At 71.1% G+C, this 17,510-nt stretch carries 14 protein-coding genes and 1 pseudogene; 6 read left to right on the top strand and 9 right to left on the bottom strand.

Annotated elements, in window-relative coordinates; all coding sequences use genetic code 11:
* Nucleotides 1-2: 2 nt before the first annotated feature.
* On the bottom strand, nt 3-2,156 hold the full coding sequence (cyc2, locus tag OG223_RS40390) for a germacradienol/geosmin synthase Cyc2 (RefSeq protein WP_329259961.1): 2,154 nt from the start codon (nt 2,154-2,156) through the stop codon (nt 3-5).
* A 168-nt stretch (nt 2,157-2,324) separates the two neighbouring features.
* Between cyc2 and OG223_RS40385 the strand changes: the two are divergent.
* A pseudogene (locus OG223_RS40385) lies at nt 2,325-3,383 on the top strand (endonuclease/exonuclease/phosphatase family protein); the annotation flags it as partial.
* Between the two features lie 261 nt (nt 3,384-3,644).
* Here the strand turns inward: OG223_RS40385 and OG223_RS40380 are convergent.
* The 4 genes from OG223_RS40380 to OG223_RS40365 all read right to left on the bottom strand — a co-directional run bounded on the left by OG223_RS40380 (nt 3,645) and on the right by OG223_RS40365 (nt 8,841).
* A complete protein-coding gene (locus tag OG223_RS40380; protein ID WP_329265724.1) occupies nt 3,645-4,505 on the bottom strand; it encodes a TIGR03619 family F420-dependent LLM class oxidoreductase in 861 nt (286 codons plus the stop codon).
* Nucleotides 4,506-4,581: 76 nt separating this feature from the next.
* A complete protein-coding gene (locus OG223_RS40375; RefSeq protein ID WP_329259959.1) occupies nt 4,582-5,772 on the bottom strand; it encodes a damage-control phosphatase ARMT1 family protein in 1,191 nt (396 codons plus the stop codon).
* A 283-nt stretch (nt 5,773-6,055) separates the two neighbouring features.
* Complete coding sequence (locus OG223_RS40370; RefSeq protein WP_329259956.1) at nt 6,056-6,706, bottom strand: ScbR family autoregulator-binding transcription factor; 651 nt, start codon at nt 6,704-6,706, stop codon at nt 6,056-6,058.
* A gap of 317 nt (nt 6,707-7,023) precedes the next feature.
* Nucleotides 7,024-8,841: a S8 family peptidase gene (locus OG223_RS40365; RefSeq protein ID WP_329259953.1), complete on the bottom strand. Its 1,818-nt coding sequence runs from the start codon at nt 8,839-8,841 to the stop codon at nt 7,024-7,026.
* A 348-nt stretch (nt 8,842-9,189) separates the two neighbouring features.
* Between OG223_RS40365 and OG223_RS40360 the strand changes: the two genes are divergently transcribed.
* Entirely contained in the window at nt 9,190-10,134 is a 945-nt protein-coding gene (locus OG223_RS40360) for a lytic polysaccharide monooxygenase auxiliary activity family 9 protein (RefSeq protein WP_329259951.1), read from the top strand.
* Between the two features lie 54 nt (nt 10,135-10,188).
* On the opposite strand, the gene OG223_RS40355 is transcribed toward OG223_RS40360, so the two are convergent.
* The gene (locus tag OG223_RS40355) at nt 10,189-10,839 is read right to left on the bottom strand and encodes a Tat pathway signal sequence domain protein (RefSeq protein ID WP_329259949.1); all 651 of its coding nucleotides are present in this window, start codon (nt 10,837-10,839) and stop codon (nt 10,189-10,191) included.
* A gap of 694 nt (nt 10,840-11,533) precedes the next feature.
* Here OG223_RS40355 and OG223_RS40350 point away from each other — a divergent pair.
* On the top strand, nt 11,534-12,217 hold the full coding sequence (locus tag OG223_RS40350; RefSeq protein WP_329259946.1) for a DUF6230 family protein: 684 nt from the start codon (nt 11,534-11,536) through the stop codon (nt 12,215-12,217).
* The gene (locus OG223_RS40345; RefSeq protein ID WP_329259944.1) at nt 12,217-12,657 is read left to right on the top strand and encodes a DUF6114 domain-containing protein; all 441 of its coding nucleotides are present in this window, start codon (nt 12,217-12,219) and stop codon (nt 12,655-12,657) included. Before OG223_RS40350 ends, OG223_RS40345 begins: the two co-directional genes overlap by 1 nt.
* A gap of 49 nt (nt 12,658-12,706) precedes the next feature.
* On the opposite strand, the gene tatA is transcribed toward OG223_RS40345, so the two are convergent.
* Genes tatA through OG223_RS40330 form a run of 3 tightly spaced genes read right to left on the bottom strand, consistent with a single transcriptional unit; the run spans nt 12,707 to nt 15,823 of the window.
* Nucleotides 12,707-12,964, bottom strand: a complete 258-nt coding sequence (gene tatA / locus OG223_RS40340; RefSeq protein WP_329259941.1) for a Sec-independent protein translocase subunit TatA — start codon at nt 12,962-12,964, stop codon at nt 12,707-12,709.
* 35 nt (nt 12,965-12,999) lie between these two features.
* Entirely contained in the window at nt 13,000-15,477 is a 2,478-nt protein-coding gene (gene mgtA, locus OG223_RS40335; protein ID WP_329259938.1) for a magnesium-translocating P-type ATPase, read from the bottom strand.
* Nucleotides 15,467-15,823 (bottom strand): ArsR/SmtB family transcription factor, encoded by a 357-nt coding sequence (locus OG223_RS40330; RefSeq protein WP_329259936.1) that lies wholly within the window; start codon nt 15,821-15,823, stop codon nt 15,467-15,469. The genes mgtA and OG223_RS40330 overlap by 11 nt, the downstream gene beginning before the upstream one ends.
* A 143-nt stretch (nt 15,824-15,966) precedes the next feature.
* On the opposite strand from OG223_RS40330, the gene OG223_RS40325 reads away from it, so the two are divergent.
* Both OG223_RS40325 and OG223_RS40320 read left to right on the top strand, forming a co-directional pair.
* Nucleotides 15,967-16,422 carry a tellurite resistance TerB family protein gene (locus tag OG223_RS40325; RefSeq protein ID WP_019062789.1) on the top strand — a complete coding sequence of 152 codons (456 nt, stop codon included), beginning with the start codon at nt 15,967-15,969 and terminating at the stop codon, nt 16,420-16,422.
* Nucleotides 16,423-16,438: 16 nt separating this feature from the next.
* A complete protein-coding gene (locus OG223_RS40320; RefSeq protein WP_329259933.1) occupies nt 16,439-17,458 on the top strand; it encodes an Lrp/AsnC family transcriptional regulator in 1,020 nt (339 codons plus the stop codon).
* The last annotated feature ends 52 nt before the right edge of the window (nt 17,459-17,510 follow it).

The following is a 17,510-nucleotide window of genomic DNA, read 5'->3' as shown; positions in this document are numbered from 1 at the left end:
CGTCAGGCGAAGGGCATCGCCGGGATCCGGTCCGGTACGAAGCCGTGCGAACGGCGGGCCAGGTAGGCGGACTTGTAGCGGTCGACCTCGCGGTGCCAGTTCAGGATGCCCGCCATCCAGTGCTGGAGGTCCGTCACATAGCCCCGCATGATCTCGCGCGCCTCGTCCGAGAGGCCGAAGTCGTCGTAGACGACGGGCAGTTCGTTGGCGGCGACGTGTTCGAACTGGCGCATGCGCTGGGTCATGAGGTCGTGGACGACGCCGAGCGCGGTCGGGTAGTCGATGCCGAAGAAGTTCTGGACGACAAGGATGGCGTTGTGGACCTCACCCTCGTACTCGATCTCCTTCTGGTAGGAGAAGACGTCGTTGAGGAGGCAGGCGTAGTCGATGGCCGCGTTCTCCAGGGCGCGGACGGGGCCGGTGCGGTAGACCTCGGGCGGGACCTTCGGGCCGTGGCCCATGCGGCACATGCTGAGGGTGAGGTCGGAGCCGAAGGTGGCGCGGCGCATCTCCAGGTAGTCGACCGGGTCGGGGACGCGGTGCTGGATCTGGTTGGACAGCTCCCAGACCCAGCTCTCGGTCATCGTGTTGATCGCGTCCTTGAGGGTGCGCCGGTCGTCCACGGGCATCTCGGCGGTGGTGAGGGCCCACAGGTCGACGAGTCCGCGTTCCATGCCGTTGACCGGCACGATGACCGGCGGCCCCTCGATGGGCATGCAGTCCGACAGGCGTGCCGTGGTGACGCGGGCGGCGGCCAGGTCGCCGCGGACGCCGTAGACGAGGGGGTAGTAGTCGTCGCCGTAGGTCCCCCAGGCGAGCCAGCGGGAGCTGAGGTCGAGGGCCTCCTCGGTGGCGTCCGGGTCGATGCCGGCCGAGCAGAGCGGGAGGTCGGCGGCGGCGAGTTTCTCCTCGTCCCAGACGCCCTCCTCCAGCATGCCGACGGAGTGCATCCAGTCGACGAGTCGGTGGCGGGCGCCGTCCAGGTGCGGGCTCAGTTCAACCTCGAACGGCATGTAGAAGTCGGGGAGTTGGGACGGTCCGACCTTCTGGAAGGGCACGTGCGTGTAGGCGCGCAGCCGTTCGGCGCCGGCCGCGGCGAGCAGCGCGCCGACGTCGGCGGCGGAGGTGCCGATGCCGGTCGGTCCGTTCAACGGCGAGTTGTCGAGGGCGCCTTCGTTCATGTAGCGGCTGGAGCGCAGATGCCACTCGTGGCCGCCGGACTGCCAGTCCTGGAGGCCCTGGGCGTAGGCGGCGACCGCCCTGACCTGGTCGGGGGTGAGACCTTTCTCCAGGGCCACGGCGGGCACTTCGGTGAACGCGGTGTGCTCGAACTGGTGGAGCCGGGAGGTCAGGACGTCGTTGACGGTGTCGGCGGCCTCCTGGGTGGTGCAGCCGAAGAAGGTCTCCAGGACGAGCACGCCGTTGCTCAACTCGCCCTCCTCCTCGACCTCCCGCTGGTAGGAGAAGAGGTCGTTGCGCAGGTGGACGCCGTCGGAGAAGGTCTCCATCAGGACCCTGAGCGGCCTCGAATCGGCGACGGACGCGGGCACTTCGGCGGTCGCGTACTCCACCAGACCGGCCGACCAGGGCGCGCCGCCCACCTTGCGGCGCATCTCGATGTACTCGACGGGGTTGGCGACCCGCCCCTCGTTGATGTTGGACAGCTCCCACAGGGACTCGTTGAGGAGGTGCTCGGTGGCGACGGCGAAGCGGCGTCGCCAGTCGGCGGACATCGACGGCACCGTGCGCACCCACAGGTCGGCGAGCCCCGCCTCGACCGGATTCTCCGGCTCCGGTAGGGGAGTTGCCAGGTCGAGCGGCATGAACAGCGGCAGCCGGTCCAGGTAGGCCTTGCCGCCGGCGCGGTCCTGGCTGCGTTTGAAGGTCTCCAGGAAGTGGTCGTCGAAGAAGAACACCCACACGTACCAGTCGGTGATCAGCGACAGGTCGGGCCCGTCGCAGTCGGGGTGGGTGTAGGCGCAGAGCAGGCCGTAGTCGTGCGCGTCGAGGTCGGCCTGCTCCCAGATCCCGGAGCCTTCCAGCATGCCCATCTCGCGCGCCCATGCGGAGGAGTGGGCGCGGGCCTCGTCCAGATGCGGATTGAGGCGTGCGGGATACGGCATGTAGAAGTGCGGGAGTTCGAACGGCTGGGTCATGGCCGGGCCCTACCCGTGGCTCTCGACGGCCATCCCGGGCGGGGGACATGATCACACCATCGCGTGAATCACCGGTGAACCCATGAGTTTCCCCGGCATCTTGTGACGTTCACTTCTACGCGCGCAGACTACGGGGGTTCACGTGTCCCCTCCCTCACCGGAGTCCCGATGAACCATTCCAGCTCCTTCTCCCGCCGCACCGCGCTCGCCTCCCTGGCCGGGGCGGCGCTGGCCGGCACCGCCGCGTTCCCGGCGGCGGCGTCCGAGCGGTCCGGGTCCGGGCGGACCGTGCGGTTCGCCACGTTCAACGCCTCGCTCAACCGGGCCACTCAGGGCGCGCTGGTCACGGACCTCTCGACGCCCGGCAACGCCCAGGCGCAGAACGTCGCCGAGACGATCCAGCGAGTGAACCCCGACATCCTGCTGATCAACGAGTTCGACTATGTCGAGGGCGGCGCGGCGGTCCGCCTGTTCCTCGACAACTACCTGTCCCGGGGCCACAACGGCGCCCGCCCGATCCACTTCCCGTACCACTTCACCGGCCCGGTGAACACGGGCGTCCCCTCGGGCGTCGACCTCGACGGGAAGAACGGCGTGGTGACGACGCCGGGTTCGGACGCGTACGGCCAGGACGCGTTCGGCTACGGCTTCTTCCCTGGGCAGTACGGCATGGTCGTCCTCTCCAAGTTCCCGATCGACGCCCGCACGGTGCGCACCTTCCAGCATTTCCTGTGGAAGGACATGCCGGGCAACGTGATCCCGCCGGGCTACTACAGCGACGCGGCCCGCGCGGTCTTCCGGCTCTCCTCCAAGAGCCACTGGGACGTGCCGGTCCGGCTCGGCCACGAGACCGTGCACTTCCTGGTCTCGCACCCGACGCCGCCCACCTTCGACGGCACGGAGGACCGCAACGGCCGCCGCAACCACGACGAGATCCGGCTCTGGGCCGACTACATCGGCGGCCACGCGCGCAGCGCCTATCTCTACGACGACAAGGGCGTCCGGGGTGGCCTGCGGCCCGGCGCGCGGTTCGTGATCGCGGGCGACCAGAACGCCGATCCGTACGACGGCGACAGCTACGACCACGCCGTACGGCAGTTCCTCGACCACCCGGCGATCAACCTGCCCGCGAAGCCGCCCGCCAGCGCGGGCGGGGTCGAGGCGGCGAGGCTCCAGGGCGGCGCGAACGCCGGTCAGATCGGCAACCCCGCCTACGCCACGGGCGACTTCGGCGACACGGCCCCGGCAATCTGCGCGTGGACCACGTCCTGCCGTCCAAGGGGCTGGTTCCGCGCGGCAACGGCGTGTTCTGGCCGGCCTCGGACGACCCCCTGTACCGGCTGGTCGGCGACGGCACCACGGTCGTCACGTCGGACCACCGGATGGTGTGGCAGGACGTACGGCTGGGCTGAGCCGGCGCCGGGCCGCCCTCGCAGCGGCCCGGCGGCACGTCACGACGTGATCAACTCACCGGACTCCAGCCCGACTTCACTCCCCCGCGAGACGCGGAACGATTTCCTCGCCGACCCACGCGAGCGCGTCCGGCAGCGCCTCCGTGGCCACCGGCAGCCACAGCGACGCGGAGACCAGTCCGGCGTCGGCCAGGTGGCTGAGTTCGTCCCGTACGCTCTCGGCGCTCGCGTCGGCTCCGCCCAGCGGGCGCCCCGGCACCTTCACCGCGGGCGTGAACCCGGGCGGCACGAGGAACAGCCCTGCTGTCAGCGCCAGTTCACCGGGGTCGCGTCCCACTTCGTCACCGAGCGCGTCGAGCCGCGCCCGCACCCCGGTGAGCCCCTCGGCGTCGACCCCGGAGCCGTGCCAGGCGTCGCCGAAGCGCAGGGCCCGGCGCAGTGCCGCGTCGCTCTGCCCACCGATCCAGACGCCGGGTCCGCCCTCGGTGCGGGGCAGCACCCCGAGCCGCGCGGAGCCCTCGCCACGCCACAACTGCCGTACGACAGCGAGCTGTTCGTCCGTCCGGCGGCCCCGCCCCGCGAAGGGGACGCCGACGGCCGCGTACTCCTCGGTGTCCCAGCCGGTGCCGACACCGAGCGTGAAGCGGCCTCCTGAGAGCCGGTCGAGGGTGGCGGTCTGGTGGGCCAGGATCAGCGGGTTGTACAGCGGCAGCACCAGCACGCTGGTGACCAGCCCGATCCGCCGTGTCGCCCCGGCCACGGCGGCCAGCAGGATCAGCGGGTCCGGGGTCACGCCGGTCGCACCGGCCACCGCGTGGCCGCTCGCGAAGACGTGGTCGAGCCCCAACTCCTCGGCTCTGACGGCGACTTGAAGGACCGCGTCCACCTCCTCGTCCCGGTCGGGCCACAGTCGGTGCGGTGCCACTCCGATACGCATCTCGGTCGTACTCCCCTCGTGCGACAAGAACGTCAGTGACGACCCAACAACACGACGGGCGCCGGGGACACCCCGTTTACGCCCGCACCTGGATCAGCGCGTGGGTGCCGCCGGTGCGCCAGCGCTGTTCCTCCGCCGCGACCAGCGCGGCCTCGGTGCGGGCGTCCAGGCCCGTGATCACATCGGACTTGAGGGTGCGCAGGGCGGCGACCGGGCCCGGGAAGTAGGCGGTGACGTCCGCGAAGGGAGTGGTCGGGGCCCAGAGGCGATCGCCCACCAGGCGGCGGTAGTTGAGGTCGCCCTTCACGATCGTCAGGGTGGCGGCGGCGAACTCGGCGCGGAGGTCGGCGGGCATCTCGGCGTACGGCAGCGGGGCGCAGGAGAAGGGGTGGGCGCGCACGGTGAGGCGGCCGTCCGCCATCGCCGACCAGAGGCGGCGGCCGTACGTCGCCGCCGCACCCGGCGCTCCGGTCAGCCGGTGCAGGGCGTCGACCACGTCGGCGGTCGTGGCGTCGGAGACGTAGTAGGGGTGCGGCTTGATGTGCAACACCGCCCGCTCGATGCGCTGTTGGTCAAGCAGGTGGGCCAACAGCAGGAGATCGGGGATGAGTTCGCGGCCGGCGTTGTCGGCGACGAGGCAGAGGGTGCCGGTACCGGCACCGGTACCGGACAGGAGCGACCAGAGCAGTTCGCTGTCGTCGGCGACCAACGCCGGGACGGGGGCCTGCGCGGCCGACTCCGCGCCTGCGGCGGAGAGGCGGAAGCCGAGGTCAGCGCGGTTGCCCCAGAGGGAGCCGTGCAGCAGGGCCCGGTCGCGCTCCTCGGACGACTTGTCCTCCAGCGCGTCGAGTGCGGCGAGTTCCTCGTCCGTCTCGGGGGCGTCGAGTTCGGCGCGCTTGAAGGGCCGGAACGGGTCGATGCCCTGCCAGGCGCCGGGCCCGAAGTAGCCCACGGCATCGAGGAGTTGGCGGTAGAAGTAGCTCTCGGACCAGAGCCAGGGAACGTCGTACCAGGAGTGTCCGGCGTAGGCGTCCGTGCCCCAGGACGCCCACTGGTCGTGGTCGGGGGCGGTCGCGGGGAGGGGTTCGATCGGGCCCTCGGTGCAGTTCTTCAGGAGGGCGTCGAGGGCGCGGTGCTGCCCGGGATCGTAGGGGAAGGCGTCCCGGACCTGCTGGATGATCGCGGGGTGCCGTTCGGCCAGCACACTGCGGGGGAACGAGCCGGGCTCGTTGCCGAGGATCACGGGCGCGGCGGGTGTGTCGGGCATGCGCCTCACCGTACCGGGAGGGTCGGCCGGCTTCGGTGTACCGGGCGGGATGGCCGGCTCTGAGGTACGGGCGGGTCGGCAGGCTCCGGCGTACCGGCCGGGCCGGCCGGTCCCGATACCGGCGGGGCCGGTCCGTCTCGACGTCCCGGGCAGGTCAGCCGCCCTCGACCTCCCGAGCGAGCCGGTCGACCTCGACGCACCGGCAAGTCAACCGCCTTCTCCACCCAGCGGTCAGCCGGCCTCGCCGTACCCGCCGTTCAACCCACCCCCACGCACCCCCCGGTCAACCCCCCACCTCGATCTCCCGCTCCAACCGCGCGGCAAGGCTGAGATACCGGGCGCGGCGGGGCACGGGGACCAGGCCGCGAATCACCAGGTGCCACATCTCGGCCGTTCGGCGGGGTTGGAGGGCGACCGGTTCGAGGGTGCGGCCCAGGACGCGGATGCCGACGAAGAGGCCGACGAGGGTGTGGGCGACGGCGTCGACGTCGATGTCGGGGTGTGCGTCGGCTTCCGCGACCGCGCCCGTGAGTTTGCGGGAGGCGATGTCCAGCCACTCGGTGAAGGGGTGCGGCATCGGGGGCCGTACCTCTATCTCCCCTGCGGCGAGCCGGAGTCCGGCGCGCGGGATGGGGCCCTCGACGGCCAGTCGTGTCATGGCGAACGTGACACGTATCAACGTCTCCAGTGAGGAGTAGCCCCTGTTGTCCATCTCCTTGGAGATCTGGCGCGAGGCCTTGGCCTGCAGCTCCAGGATGGTGTGGGCCAGGTCCTCCTTGGCCGCGAAGTGGAAGTACAGGGCGCCTTTGGTGACTTGGGCGTGATCGACGATGTCGCTCAGGCTGGTGGATTCATAGCCCTGCCGGTCGAACAGCTCGGCGGCGGCCGTGATGATCGTTGTGCGGGTCTGCTCGGCCCGTAGCTGCCTCACCATCGACTGACATACTCCCGTGAAGGAAAAACAACGGCCCATGCCGTTTTTTATTACCCCCTGTAGACAGTAGCTCACCGTGCGACGGTGCCGACTTTGCACCCCAAGACTGCCAACACCCCTCACGTTCCCATCACTTGCATCCCTGTGTCACCCCCACCCCGACTCTTGACCACTTTCAGTGTCTGTGGCACGTGTCAACGCCGGTTACCGGCCACGCAGAAGACCGACCGACCCGGCCGGGCACCCCTGAGAGCACCCCACCACTTACGGGTCAGTCGGTCTGTTTCTGTGAATCTCCTGTACCACCAGGCGTGTTGTCAGAAGGTGAGCGTCCAACTGTTGAGGGTCCCGGTGTCCTGCGCGGCGGTGTCCTGGACGCGCAGCTTCCAGGTGCCGTTGGCGGTCTCACCGGACGCGTCCACCGTGTAGGTGGTCTTGACGTCGTCGGCGGAGTCCGAGGTGCTCGCGGCCTTGAGGCGGTACGTCGAACCGTCCGGCGCCACCAGGTCGAGGACGAGGTCGCCACGGTAGGTGTGGGTGATGTCGACGCCGACCTGGAGGGCCGAAGGCGCGTTGCCGGTGCGGCCGCTGACGGCGATCGAGGACTCCACGGCCGAGCCCGCGTCGGGAACGGCCACGGCGGCGGTGCTGGAGAAGGTCGCCCCCGTCGTCGTACCGCCGCCGCTGCTGCTCACGGCCTGGACGGTCTTGGCCGCGTCCGCGAGTCCCGCGCCGCAGCCGCCGGAGCAACTGCCGGGCAGGGCACGGGCGTTGGTCTTGATGGCCGACTCGATCTGGGCCGGGGTGAGCGAGGAGTTCGCCGACTTCATGAGCGCGACCAGGCCCGCGATGTGCGGGGTGGCCATGCTGGTGCCCTGGTAGTAGGCGTACGACTCGGTGGACGGCGTCTTGGTGCCGGAGTTCAGCGTGGAGTAGATGCCGTTGGCGGTGCCGGTGCTGGTCTGGCCGCCGGGAGCCGAAATGTCCACGCCGGAACCGTAGTTGGAGTAGGACGCCTTGGCGCCGGCGCGGTTGGTGGCCGCGACCGAGATGACGTTCGCGCAGTTGCCCGGCGAGTGGTTGGCGACGTTGTCGTTGTCGTTGCCGGCGGCCACGACGACCGTGGTGCCGCGGTTCACCGCGGCGGTGATCGCGCTCTGGGTGGCCGAGGTGCAGGCGCCGTCGCCGCCCAGGCTCATGTTGATGACCTTGGCGATGTTGCCGTTGGCGGGGACGCCGGAGACGGTGCCGCCGGACGCCCAGGTGATGGCGTCGATGATGTCGGAGTCGTAGCCGCCGCACTTGCCGAGGACGCGCAGCGGAGAGATCTTCGCGCCGTAGGCGATGCCCGCGATGCCCTTGCTGTTGTTGGTGACGGCGGCGATGGTGCCGGCCACATGCGTGCCGTGCCAGGAGGAGTTGCTCGCCCCGATGCCCGTGCCGCACTCGTTCGCCGCGTAGTAGTCGCCGGGGTCGGCCGGGTTGCTGTCGCGGCCGTCGCCGTCGACCGAGACGGCGGTGTCGGTGATGAAGTCGTAGCCGGCGACGATGTTCGCGGCGAGGTCGGAGTGGGTGACGTAGCCGGTGTCGATGACCGCGACGGTGACACCGCTGCCGGTCGAAGTCGGCCACGCGGCGGGCACGTTCATGCCGGCCGTGGACTCGAAGAGGTCCCACTGCTTGGCGTACTCGGTGTCGTTCGGGTCGGCCTGCGGGGTGTTCAGCCGGTCCGGTACGACGTAGGAGACCTGCGGGTCGGCCTTGAACTCGGCGATGACGTCGGCGACTTCGGTCGTGCTGTGCGCGTCGCCGAGGCCGACGAGGGCGGCGCCGGTGCCGAGGCGGCGCTGGAAGTCGACGCTCTCGCCGGTCTCCTCGCCCTTGGCGGTGGCGTCGGCCTCGGCGGCCCGGTTCGAACTCGCCTCCGCCGCACCGGACTTGTAACCGACGATGAGTCGCTCGGCGAGGGTGCCGGGGGCGGCCTCGGTCTGCCCGGCGAGGGCCGGTGCGGTGGCCTGGACGGGGGGTTCCTGGGCGACGGCGACCGAGGTGGCGGCCGTGGCGAGAAGGGCCGCGGAGACCGCGGCGACGGATATCAGGGTCCGTCCGGTGGGGAATGCCGTGGGAGTGCGCAAGGGCTTGCCTTTCGTGGCCGAACTCCAAGCAGCGCGGAGCGGCGGTCGATTCGCTTCGTCGTCGAAGCGGCGGGGGGTCGATCCAGAGAGCGCCGGGCGCGGGCGGTTGCCTCGACAGGGGTTGCCTGTGGGTCACCTGTGGCCAAACGATAGGCAAAGAGAAGGTCATACGGATACGGGGGAAACCCTCGATCAGGCCGGAAATCACCCCTAGGTATTGGGGAGTTGACCGGATACCTCCCTATTCGCGGCGAGGGAACGGCCGAAGAGGACGGACTGAACGCGCCGGGCCTGGTTCCCGTATTGCACGAACAGACCGTTGCCGCGCCGGCCGAGGAGACGTTCCGGATGTCCCGGATGACCGCACATCGCACTGCCATGGCGGCCGCCGCCATGGCCCCGCTGCTGCTCACCGTCTGGGCGGCGGGTCCGGCGCAGGCGCACGGGGCGCCGACGTATCCGGTCAGCCGGGTGTACGCCTGCTCGCCGCAGGGCGGCAGCGCGGCCGGGTCGGCGGCCTGCAAGGCGGCCGTGGCGGCGAACGGAGCGCCCTTCACCTACTGGGACAACCTCCGGGTCCCCGACATCAACGGGCGGGACCGGCAGTTGATCCCCGACGGGAAGCTGTGCAGCGGTGGTCTGGCCGACTACAAGGGGCTCGACCTCGCCCGTACCGACTGGCCGTCGACGCGGCTGACTCCCGGGGCGAAGCTGACGATGACGTACGCGTCGACGATCGCGCACGCCGGCACGTTCAAGTTGTATCTGACGAAGGCCGGTTACGACCCGGCGAAGCCGCTCATCTGGTCCGAGCTGGCGACGCAGCCGTTCGCCGAGGTGAAGGACCCGCCGCTGACCGGCGGCGCGTACCGCATCAAGGCGACGCTGCCGACGGGCCGCACCGGGCGCCAACTGATCTACACCATCTGGCAGAACAGCAGTAGCGAGGACACCTATTACTCGTGCTCGGACGTCGTGTTCCCCGGCGGCGGCGCCGCTTCGCCGACGCCCACGACAGGGACGGCCGGTTCGAAGGGGAAGACGGCGAGCCCGTCGTCGTCCGCGGCCAAGTCCCCCGCTGCCGCGAGCAGTTCGGCCAAGGCCCCGGCATCCGCCACGGCACAGAAGGCGTCCCCCGCCGGGGAGAGCACCGCGCCGGGCAGCAGTCCGGTGGCGTCCGACACCGACGCCGGTTCGGGCGGCCCTTCGGCGCCCATGATGGCGGGCGGCGCCGCCGCGGTGCTGGTGCTCACCGGGGGCGCCGCCCTGGCCCTGCGACTGCGTCGACGCTGAACTCGACGCGTACAGGCCCTACTTGCTGTGCTCCTAAGTCGGTGAAGACCGGCCTTAGTTGGTGTAGACCGCCGCGCCGTTGTCCGTCACCGGGGCGTACTTCGCGGTGAAGTAGCCCGCGCTGAAGCACAGGGACGAGCCGGAGGTCTTGGTGAAGGCCTGGCTGGTGAAGTTGATGCTGGTGTCGGTGTTGTTGGACGTGCCGGTCAGGCTGGGCGCCTGGTAGACGCAGGTGATGCTGCCCAGCAGGGTGGTCAGCTTGACCGTGGTCTGGATGGTGGAGCCGCTGGCCGGGGTGACGGTCAGGGTGCCGTCCGAGACGGCCGCGGTGGTGTACGGCAGGTTGTCGACCGTGATGCTGGTGACACCGGTGACGCCGAGGACGTTGCTCGTGCAGCTGCTGCTGTCGAAGCTCTGCCCGGAGACGGACTCGGTGGCGGTGCCCGGCGCGGTCGGGTTGTCGGTGACGGTCGCCGTGAACTGCGACGTCGTGCACTTGATGCCGCTGGTGCCGGTCGCGCTGGAGTACAGGGTGGCGCTGGTGCCGGTGGCCAGGGGCGCGGTCAGCACATCGCCGACGGCGACAGCCGTGCCGCCGAGGCTGCCGGTGGTGAGCACGGTGTCGGCCGCCGACGCCGGGGCGATGAAGGGGAGGGTGAGCGCGGCGACGGAGCCGACGAGGGTGAGGACGGTGCGAGTGCGCATGCGGGTGTACCTCTTCTTCGAGATGGAGGGTCGAACCGGGGGGTTCTTGGGGGGTGGGGGAACTTGGGGGTCTTCCGAGGGTGGGTCAACTGCGGCTTGAGGCGCGCGAGTTCACCGCCGCCGGCCCGTCACGCCTTCTCCGTACGTGACGGGCCGGGGCGGCGGCCGGCCGGTGACCGGCCGGAGGCCCGCGGGGGTTGGGGGTCTCCGGCCGGGCCGGGCGGTGGAGCGGACGGCACGGGCCAGGGGGGAAGCGGCCGTGCCGGGCCGCGGAGGGTTCGGACTCTGGGGGCGGTGAAGTGCCCCTGTGGAAAGGGAAGTCCGGGAACGCGGCTCGTGCCGCGCGGCGGATCCGGCGCCACGGATCCGGCAAACAAGGGAGAGTTGTAGACCTGAGTGTCCGTCAACGTCAAGAGATCGAGGGCAAGTTGATGTACAAGTCGAGGCTTTGCTGAAGTGCGGGAAGGCCTTGCCTCACAGGTGGCGCATGACCAACACTCTTTTTTCACAACTCCCTTGACCCTCGAATGTAACCCCCGGTAACTTCCTCGACGGCTACTGCTGCGTAACCTGAAAGCCCTTGCATCCGCCGGGAGTTGCGAGGAGGGCTGCGCCGCACTCGCTGTCCGCGCCAGGACAACGCGCCACTTCGATACCGACTCGCGTTGAACCAGAGCAGCACATGGGAGCAGACATGGCTTCACCCTCGGACGCCAACCCGTCCAACGGAAACACCCCTGAGCAGCCGGAAAGCGGTTCCGTACCCGCGACCGCCGAGGGGCCCGAAAGACGCGGTCAGGTCCGGCTGCGCCGTGCCGCGATCATGGCGGTGCCGGCCACACTGGCCGCCGCGGCCCTCGCGGTGCTCACCGCGCAGGGTGCCCTGGGGGTGCAGTTCGAGATCTCGGGCATGCCGTTCACGGTCACCGCCAAGTCGCTCGACGGCCAGGGCTTCGAGCAGTTCGGCGACCTCGACAACATGATCAAGAACAGCCCGAACGAGGGTGACACCGGTGGGCAGGTGCTGGTCATGACCTCCGCCATCAAGACCGCGACGCTCGACAGCCTCTGCCAGAGCGTCGACCTCGGCGGCATCAACCTGCTCATCAAGGCGGGCAGCGGCGCGACGAAGGTGACGGCGACCGATCTGACCACGGACTCGACGCAACTGTCGGGTGACGCGACCTTCGGCAACATCGAGATCGGCAACGACGCCAGCAAGCTGACCAAGGCGGGCGTGCAGGGCAAGCCGGGCGTCTTCAGCCAGCAGTCCGACACCGTGCACATCGACAACCTGCGGCAGACCAACTACGCCACCACGGCGGGTGTGTTCAAGCTGCCGGGCCTCAAGCTCAGCTTCAGCGACTCGGGTTGCTGATGTCGGAGAACCTGCCACCGCAGGGGAACGGGCCCGCCTTCCGGCGCTGGCGGGCCCGCCGTCCGTTCTGGGGCGGGCTGTTGCTCACCCTGGGCGGGGCGGAGATCCTGCTCACGGAGAAGGTGTCGCTGAAGGTCGCGATGCACATCGGGATGCAGGGCCTGAGCGGCTACCTGCTCCCCGTGATGATGATGCTGTGCGGACTGCTGGTCCTCTTCAGCCCGGGCCAGCGGCTGTTCTACTCGATCGTCGGGATCCTCTGCTCCCTCGGGAGCTGGGTCACCTCGAACCTCGGCGGCTTCTTCATCGGGCTGCTGCTGGGCATCGTGGGAAGCTGCATGACGTTCGGCTGGCTGCCCGACCAGGAGCCGCGCTCGGAGCGCCGCCGCCGCAAGCGCGAGGCGAAGAAGACCACGGAGTCCCTCCAGCCCCAGTCCTGACCCGTCCCCCGGGCCCCGGCGACCGCCGGGGCCCGACGTGTCGGTGGGCTCAGTGCGCGGTCGCGGGCGGCTCCGTGGACGTGGTCACCGGGGACGGCTCCGCCTCGGCGTAGGCCGTGGTCGGCCGTACCGATGCCGGGGTCGCCACGGCGTCCTCCTCCTTCATCGCCTTCGCCTCGCTCTTGAGGATGCGCATGGACTTGCCCAGTCCGCGCGCGGCCTCCGGGAGTTTCTTCGAGCCGAACAGCAGGATGACGACGATCGCCACGACCAGCAGGTGCCAAGGTTCCAGTCCGTTGCGGAGCACGGCCTCGCCCTCCCTCTTCCGTCACACGACAGTTGCTATGTTGCGCAACTGTACAACCCAGAGGTGGAGCGCAGACCCCTCAGGGCCAGGGCATACAGACCGAGCACGGCTGCCAGGAGGACGTAGTAAGGGACCGCCAGGCCGGTCATGCCCAGCGGCGCGCCCAGCGGGCTCAGGGGCAGCAGGGCTCCTACGGCGGCGAGCGCGGCGGCGGCTCGCCCCACCGGACCCGGTGTACCGCCCCTGGTTCGCAGGAGCAGCATCACCAGTGCCTGGGTGAGCAGGTTCTCCGTGAACCAGGCCGAGTGGAACAACACCTCGTCGTCCACGGCGTCGGGACCGCGCAGCGCCAGTGCCAGCACCGCGAACGTCGCCAGGTCCGCGACCGCGTTCAGCACCCCGAACCCCGCGATGCAGCGGAGGAACGCCCGCGGCCGCAGCGCCGTCGGGCGGCGCAGCGCCTCCGCGCCGGGACGGTCGTAGGCGAAGGCCAGTTGGGCCGCGTCGAAGCACAGGTTCTGGGCGAGCACCTGCGCCGGGAGCATCGGCAGGAAGGGCAGCAGCAGACCGGCGGCGAGCATCGCGATGACGTTGCCGAGGTTCGAGGAGAGCGTGATCCGCAGATACGAGGCGATGTTCGCGCCGCTGTGCCGCCCGGCCGTGACCGCGTGCCGGATCGCGGCGAGGTCCTTGCCGGCCAGCACGACGTCGGCGGCCTCCCGCGCCACGTCCACGGCGGCTCGCGGTGCGATACCGACGTCGGCGGCGCGCAGCGCGGGCACGTCGTTGAGACCGTCCCCGAGGAAGCCGACGGTGTGTCCGGCCGCGCGCAGGGCGGCGACCGCGCGGGCCTTGTCCTGGGGAGTGCGGCGGGCGGAGACCCGCACCTCCCCCGGCGCCAGCCCCAGCTCCCGGCACACCCGCGCCGCCGTGGCCGGATGGTCGCCCGTGAGGATCCGCACGCCGATGCCCAGGTCGAGCAGCGCGCGCAACGCCTCCGGAGCGTCCGGGTTCAGGGCGTCGTGGAACGTCACCAACCCCCGGAAGACCAGGCCCCGTTCATCGGCCGGGCCGTAGTCACGCGCGCGTGCGGGACGTTCGGCGGTGGCGACCGCCAGGAGTCGCAGCCCGGACCCCGCCTCCCGCTCGGCCAGCCCCAGCAGCCGGTCGCGCTCACCCCCGTCCAGCACACACCGCTCCAGTACGTCCTCCACCGCGCCCTTCACGATCAGCGTGTGCGTGCCGAGGACCGCGCCGCGCACCACCGCCGTGGCGAGCCGCCGTACCGGATCGAAGGGCACGGCACCGACCCCGTCGTACTCCTCCCCCACCGGTCCCGCCGCCGCCAGCAGCGCCTCGTCGAGGGCGTCCGGCGTGGGTGCCTCGGCGAGTTGGAGGGTCCACCAGGCGGCTGCGGCGGCCAGGTCCAGGACGTCCGGGTCGTCGCGGCCGTCGGGGCCGAGGGCGCGTTCCACGACCGGGCGGTCCTGGGTGAGCGTGCCGGTCTTGTCGAGGCAGAGCACGTCCACGGCACCCAGGTCGTGCAGCGCGGGCAGCCGTCTGACGACGACGCCGTGCGTACGCGAGAGCAGCGCGGCCCCGCGCGCGAGGCAGGTCGTGACGATCACCGGGAGCATCTCGGGGGTCAGCCCGACCGCCACCGCGACGGCGAACGGCAGCGTCGCCAGCCCCCGGCCGCGCAGCGCCGCGTTGGCCATGAGGACCAGCGGGGGCGTGAGCAGCATGAACCGGATCAGCACCCAGGAGATGCCGTGCACGGACCGGTCGAACGCGCTCGCCTCCCGCCGCACCGGCCCTTCCCGCACGGCCGCGAACCGGGTCCGTGCCCCCGTCGCCAGCACGACCGCCGTGGCGCTGCCCGAGACGACACCGCTGCCCTGGAAGCACAACTGCGGCTGCGCGAACGGCCCTTCGTCCGCCGCCCCGGGCAGCTCCACGGCGGCCTTGGCGACCGGCGCGGACTCGCCGGTGAGTGCGGCCTGGTGCACGGTCAGCCCGGTCGCGCGCAGCAGTCGTACGTCCGCGGGGACGAGGTCGCCGGGCCCGAGCCGGACCACATCGCCCGGCACCAGCTCGGCGACCGGTGTCTCCCGGGCCCGTACCGGCGCCCCCTCGTCCGTGCGGCGCAGCACGCAGGCGGTCGAGCCGACCAGCTCGCGCAGGCCGTGCAGGGAGCGGTCGGCCCGGTGTTCCCCGCTCGCGCGCAGCACACAGCTCACCGCGACCAGCGCGAGGATCACCGCGGCGGTGCCCCAGGAGGCGACGAGCGCCGAGACCAGGCCGAGACCGAGCAGTACGGCGGTGAAGGGGTCGCGCAGACTGCGCAGGAAGAGGCGGGGCCAGGAGGGCGTACGGCGGCGGGGAACCGTGTTCTCGCCGGTCGCCGCGAGCCGTACCGCGGCCTCCGGGTCGGTCAGTCCGCGCGGGCCGGTGTCCAGGTGCCGTAGCACCTGGAGCGGGGTGTGCCGGTGGTCGGCGGTGTCAGAGGCCACGGAGACGGGGGGCGGGCAGGCCGGTCCGGTCGGCGCGGGCGCCGATGCGGGTGACCGCGAGCCGGACGACGTCGACCACGTCGGGGTCGTCGACGAAGTACACCTGGCGGCGGCCCTCGCGGCGGGAGCGGACCAGGCCCGCGAGCTTCAGTTTGGTGAGGTGCTGGCTGACCGCGGGCAGCGCGCCGCCGACCCGCTCCGCGAGCCCGGTGACATCGCTCTCGCCCTGGGCCAGCGCCCACACGATGTGCAGCCGGGCGGGCGAGGCCAGCAGCCCGAAGGCCGCGGCGGCGTCCGCGAGCACGTCGGCGGACGGGTCGTCGAAGCCGTTGCCGGCTGTCCCCACCGTCCTCGCCTCCCGTCCCCGGCCGTTCCGTTCGTACGAACCGCACCAGTCTAGGCGGCCGGAACTTCTCCCCGGTCCGGGGAGTTTCCACGGTGCTGCGGCCACGATTTCGTATACGCACGACTACTACGCATGGAGTTCGCATGGCCCTCTGGGACCGTTTCAAGGAGTCCGCGTCGACGATGCAGACCCAGCTCGTGGCGAAGAAGAACGACCTCAAGAGCGGCGCGTTCCGCGACGCGAGCATGGCGATGTGCGCGCTCGTGGCCGCCGCCGACGGCACGGTCGACCCGTCGGAGCGGCAGCGCGTCGCCCAGCTCATCGCGAGCAACGAGGTGCTGCAGAACTTCGACGCGATGGACCTCCAGCGCCGTTTCGACGAGAACCTGAACAAGCTGACCGCCGACTTCGCCTTCGGCAAGGTCAGCGTGCTCCAGGAGATCGCCAAGGCGAAGAAGAAGCCCGCCGAGGCGCGTGCCGTGATCCAGATCGGCATCGTGATCGGCGGCGCGGACGGCGACTTCGACAAGACCGAGCAGGCCGTGGTCCGCGAGGCGTGCTTCTCCCTCGACCTGCCGCCGCACGAGTTCGACCTCTGACCGGCCTTCGGACCGTATGACCGGGGGCACGCTGGACGACCTGGACCGCGGCCTGGTGCACGCCCTGCACATCGACGGCCGGGCGCCCTTCAACCGGATCGCCGCGGTCCTGGACGTCTCGGCCCAGACCGTCGCCCGGCGCTATGCCCGGCTGCGCGCGGAGGCGGCGCTGCGCGTCGTGGGTCTCACGGACCCGCACCAGGCGGGCCGTACGCAGTGGCTGGTCCGACTGACGACGGCCGCGCGCTCGGCGCAGGACATCGCCCGTGCTCTGGTACGGCGGCCGGACACGTCCTGGGTGAAACTCGCCTCCGGCGGCACCGAGATCGTCGCGATCGTGCACGCCCCCACCGACGGCTCGGGCGCCAACTCCCTTCTCCTGCACGACATTCCGCGCACCGGTGGCATCACGGCGGTGTCCGCGCACTGTCTGCTGCACATGTATCTGGGCGGCTCGACGAACTGGCGGCGCAGCGCGGACGCGCTCGACGCGGAGCAGCAGGGCGTCCTGCGGGAGCGGGCGCACCCCGGCGGTGCGGGTCTGCCGCGTCGACCAGGGCCCGGGGACGCGGAGTTGCTGGCGGCGCTGGAGCGGGACGGACGGGCACCGCAGGGTGAGCTGGCGCGGGTGACGGGCTGGTCGCCGTCGACGGTGGCGCGGCGGCTTGCCGATCTGCGGGCGGGGGGTGCGCTGTTCTTCGACGTCGAGGTCGACGCCGGTCTGTACGGGGTCAACACCCGGGCGCTGTTGTGGATGTCGGTGCGGCCGGCGGAGCTGGACCGGGTCGCCACGGCCCTGTCCGGTCACGACGAACTGGCCTTCGTCGCCGCGACCACCGGCCCCACGAACCTGGTCGCCCAGGCCCTGTGCCGCGACCCGGCCGACCTCCACCGCTATCTCACCCGCCGCCTCGGCACCCTGACCGCCGTCCGCGCCCTGGAGACCAGCCCGGTCCTGCGCAACCTCAAGGCGGCGAGCCCTTCCCTGACGGGCCTGCCGAGCCGGGTGGGCGAGCGGGAGCGGCGGCGGGGATGAACAGGCCGTGGAGGGGTGCCGCCCCGGGGATGAGCGAGCCGTGGACCGGTGC

The sequence above is a fragment of the Streptomyces sp. NBC_01478 genome (genome assembly GCF_036227225.1).
In the GTDB taxonomy this organism is placed as follows: Bacteria; Actinomycetota; Actinomycetes; order Streptomycetales; family Streptomycetaceae; genus Streptomyces.
The sequence above is the reverse complement of the archived record's forward strand: the minus strand, read 5'-3'. Positions and strand labels throughout refer to the sequence as shown.

Excerpts from the sequence above, each read along its gene's own strand:
- cyc2 (WP_329259961.1), bottom strand. The coding sequence starts at position 2,156 with ATGACCCAGCCGTTCGAACTCCCGCACTTCTACATGCCGTATCCCGCA.
- OG223_RS40380 (WP_329265724.1), bottom strand. The coding sequence starts at position 4,505 with ATGCGTATCGGAGTGGCACCGCACCGACTGTGGCCCGACCGGGACGAG.
- OG223_RS40375 (WP_329259959.1), bottom strand. The coding sequence starts at position 5,772 with ATGCCCGACACACCCGCCGCGCCCGTGATCCTCGGCAACGAGCCCGGC.
- OG223_RS40370 (WP_329259956.1), bottom strand. The coding sequence starts at position 6,706 with ATGGTGAGGCAGCTACGGGCCGAGCAGACCCGCACAACGATCATCACG.
- OG223_RS40360 (WP_329259951.1), top strand. The coding sequence starts at position 9,190 with ATGTCCCGGATGACCGCACATCGCACTGCCATGGCGGCCGCCGCCATG.
- OG223_RS40355 (WP_329259949.1), bottom strand. The coding sequence starts at position 10,839 with ATGCGCACTCGCACCGTCCTCACCCTCGTCGGCTCCGTCGCCGCGCTC.
- OG223_RS40350 (WP_329259946.1), top strand. The coding sequence starts at position 11,534 with ATGGCTTCACCCTCGGACGCCAACCCGTCCAACGGAAACACCCCTGAG.
- OG223_RS40345 (WP_329259944.1), top strand. The coding sequence starts at position 12,217 with ATGTCGGAGAACCTGCCACCGCAGGGGAACGGGCCCGCCTTCCGGCGC.
- OG223_RS40325 (WP_019062789.1), top strand. The coding sequence starts at position 15,967 with ATGGCCCTCTGGGACCGTTTCAAGGAGTCCGCGTCGACGATGCAGACC.
- OG223_RS40320 (WP_329259933.1), top strand. The coding sequence starts at position 16,439 with ATGACCGGGGGCACGCTGGACGACCTGGACCGCGGCCTGGTGCACGCC.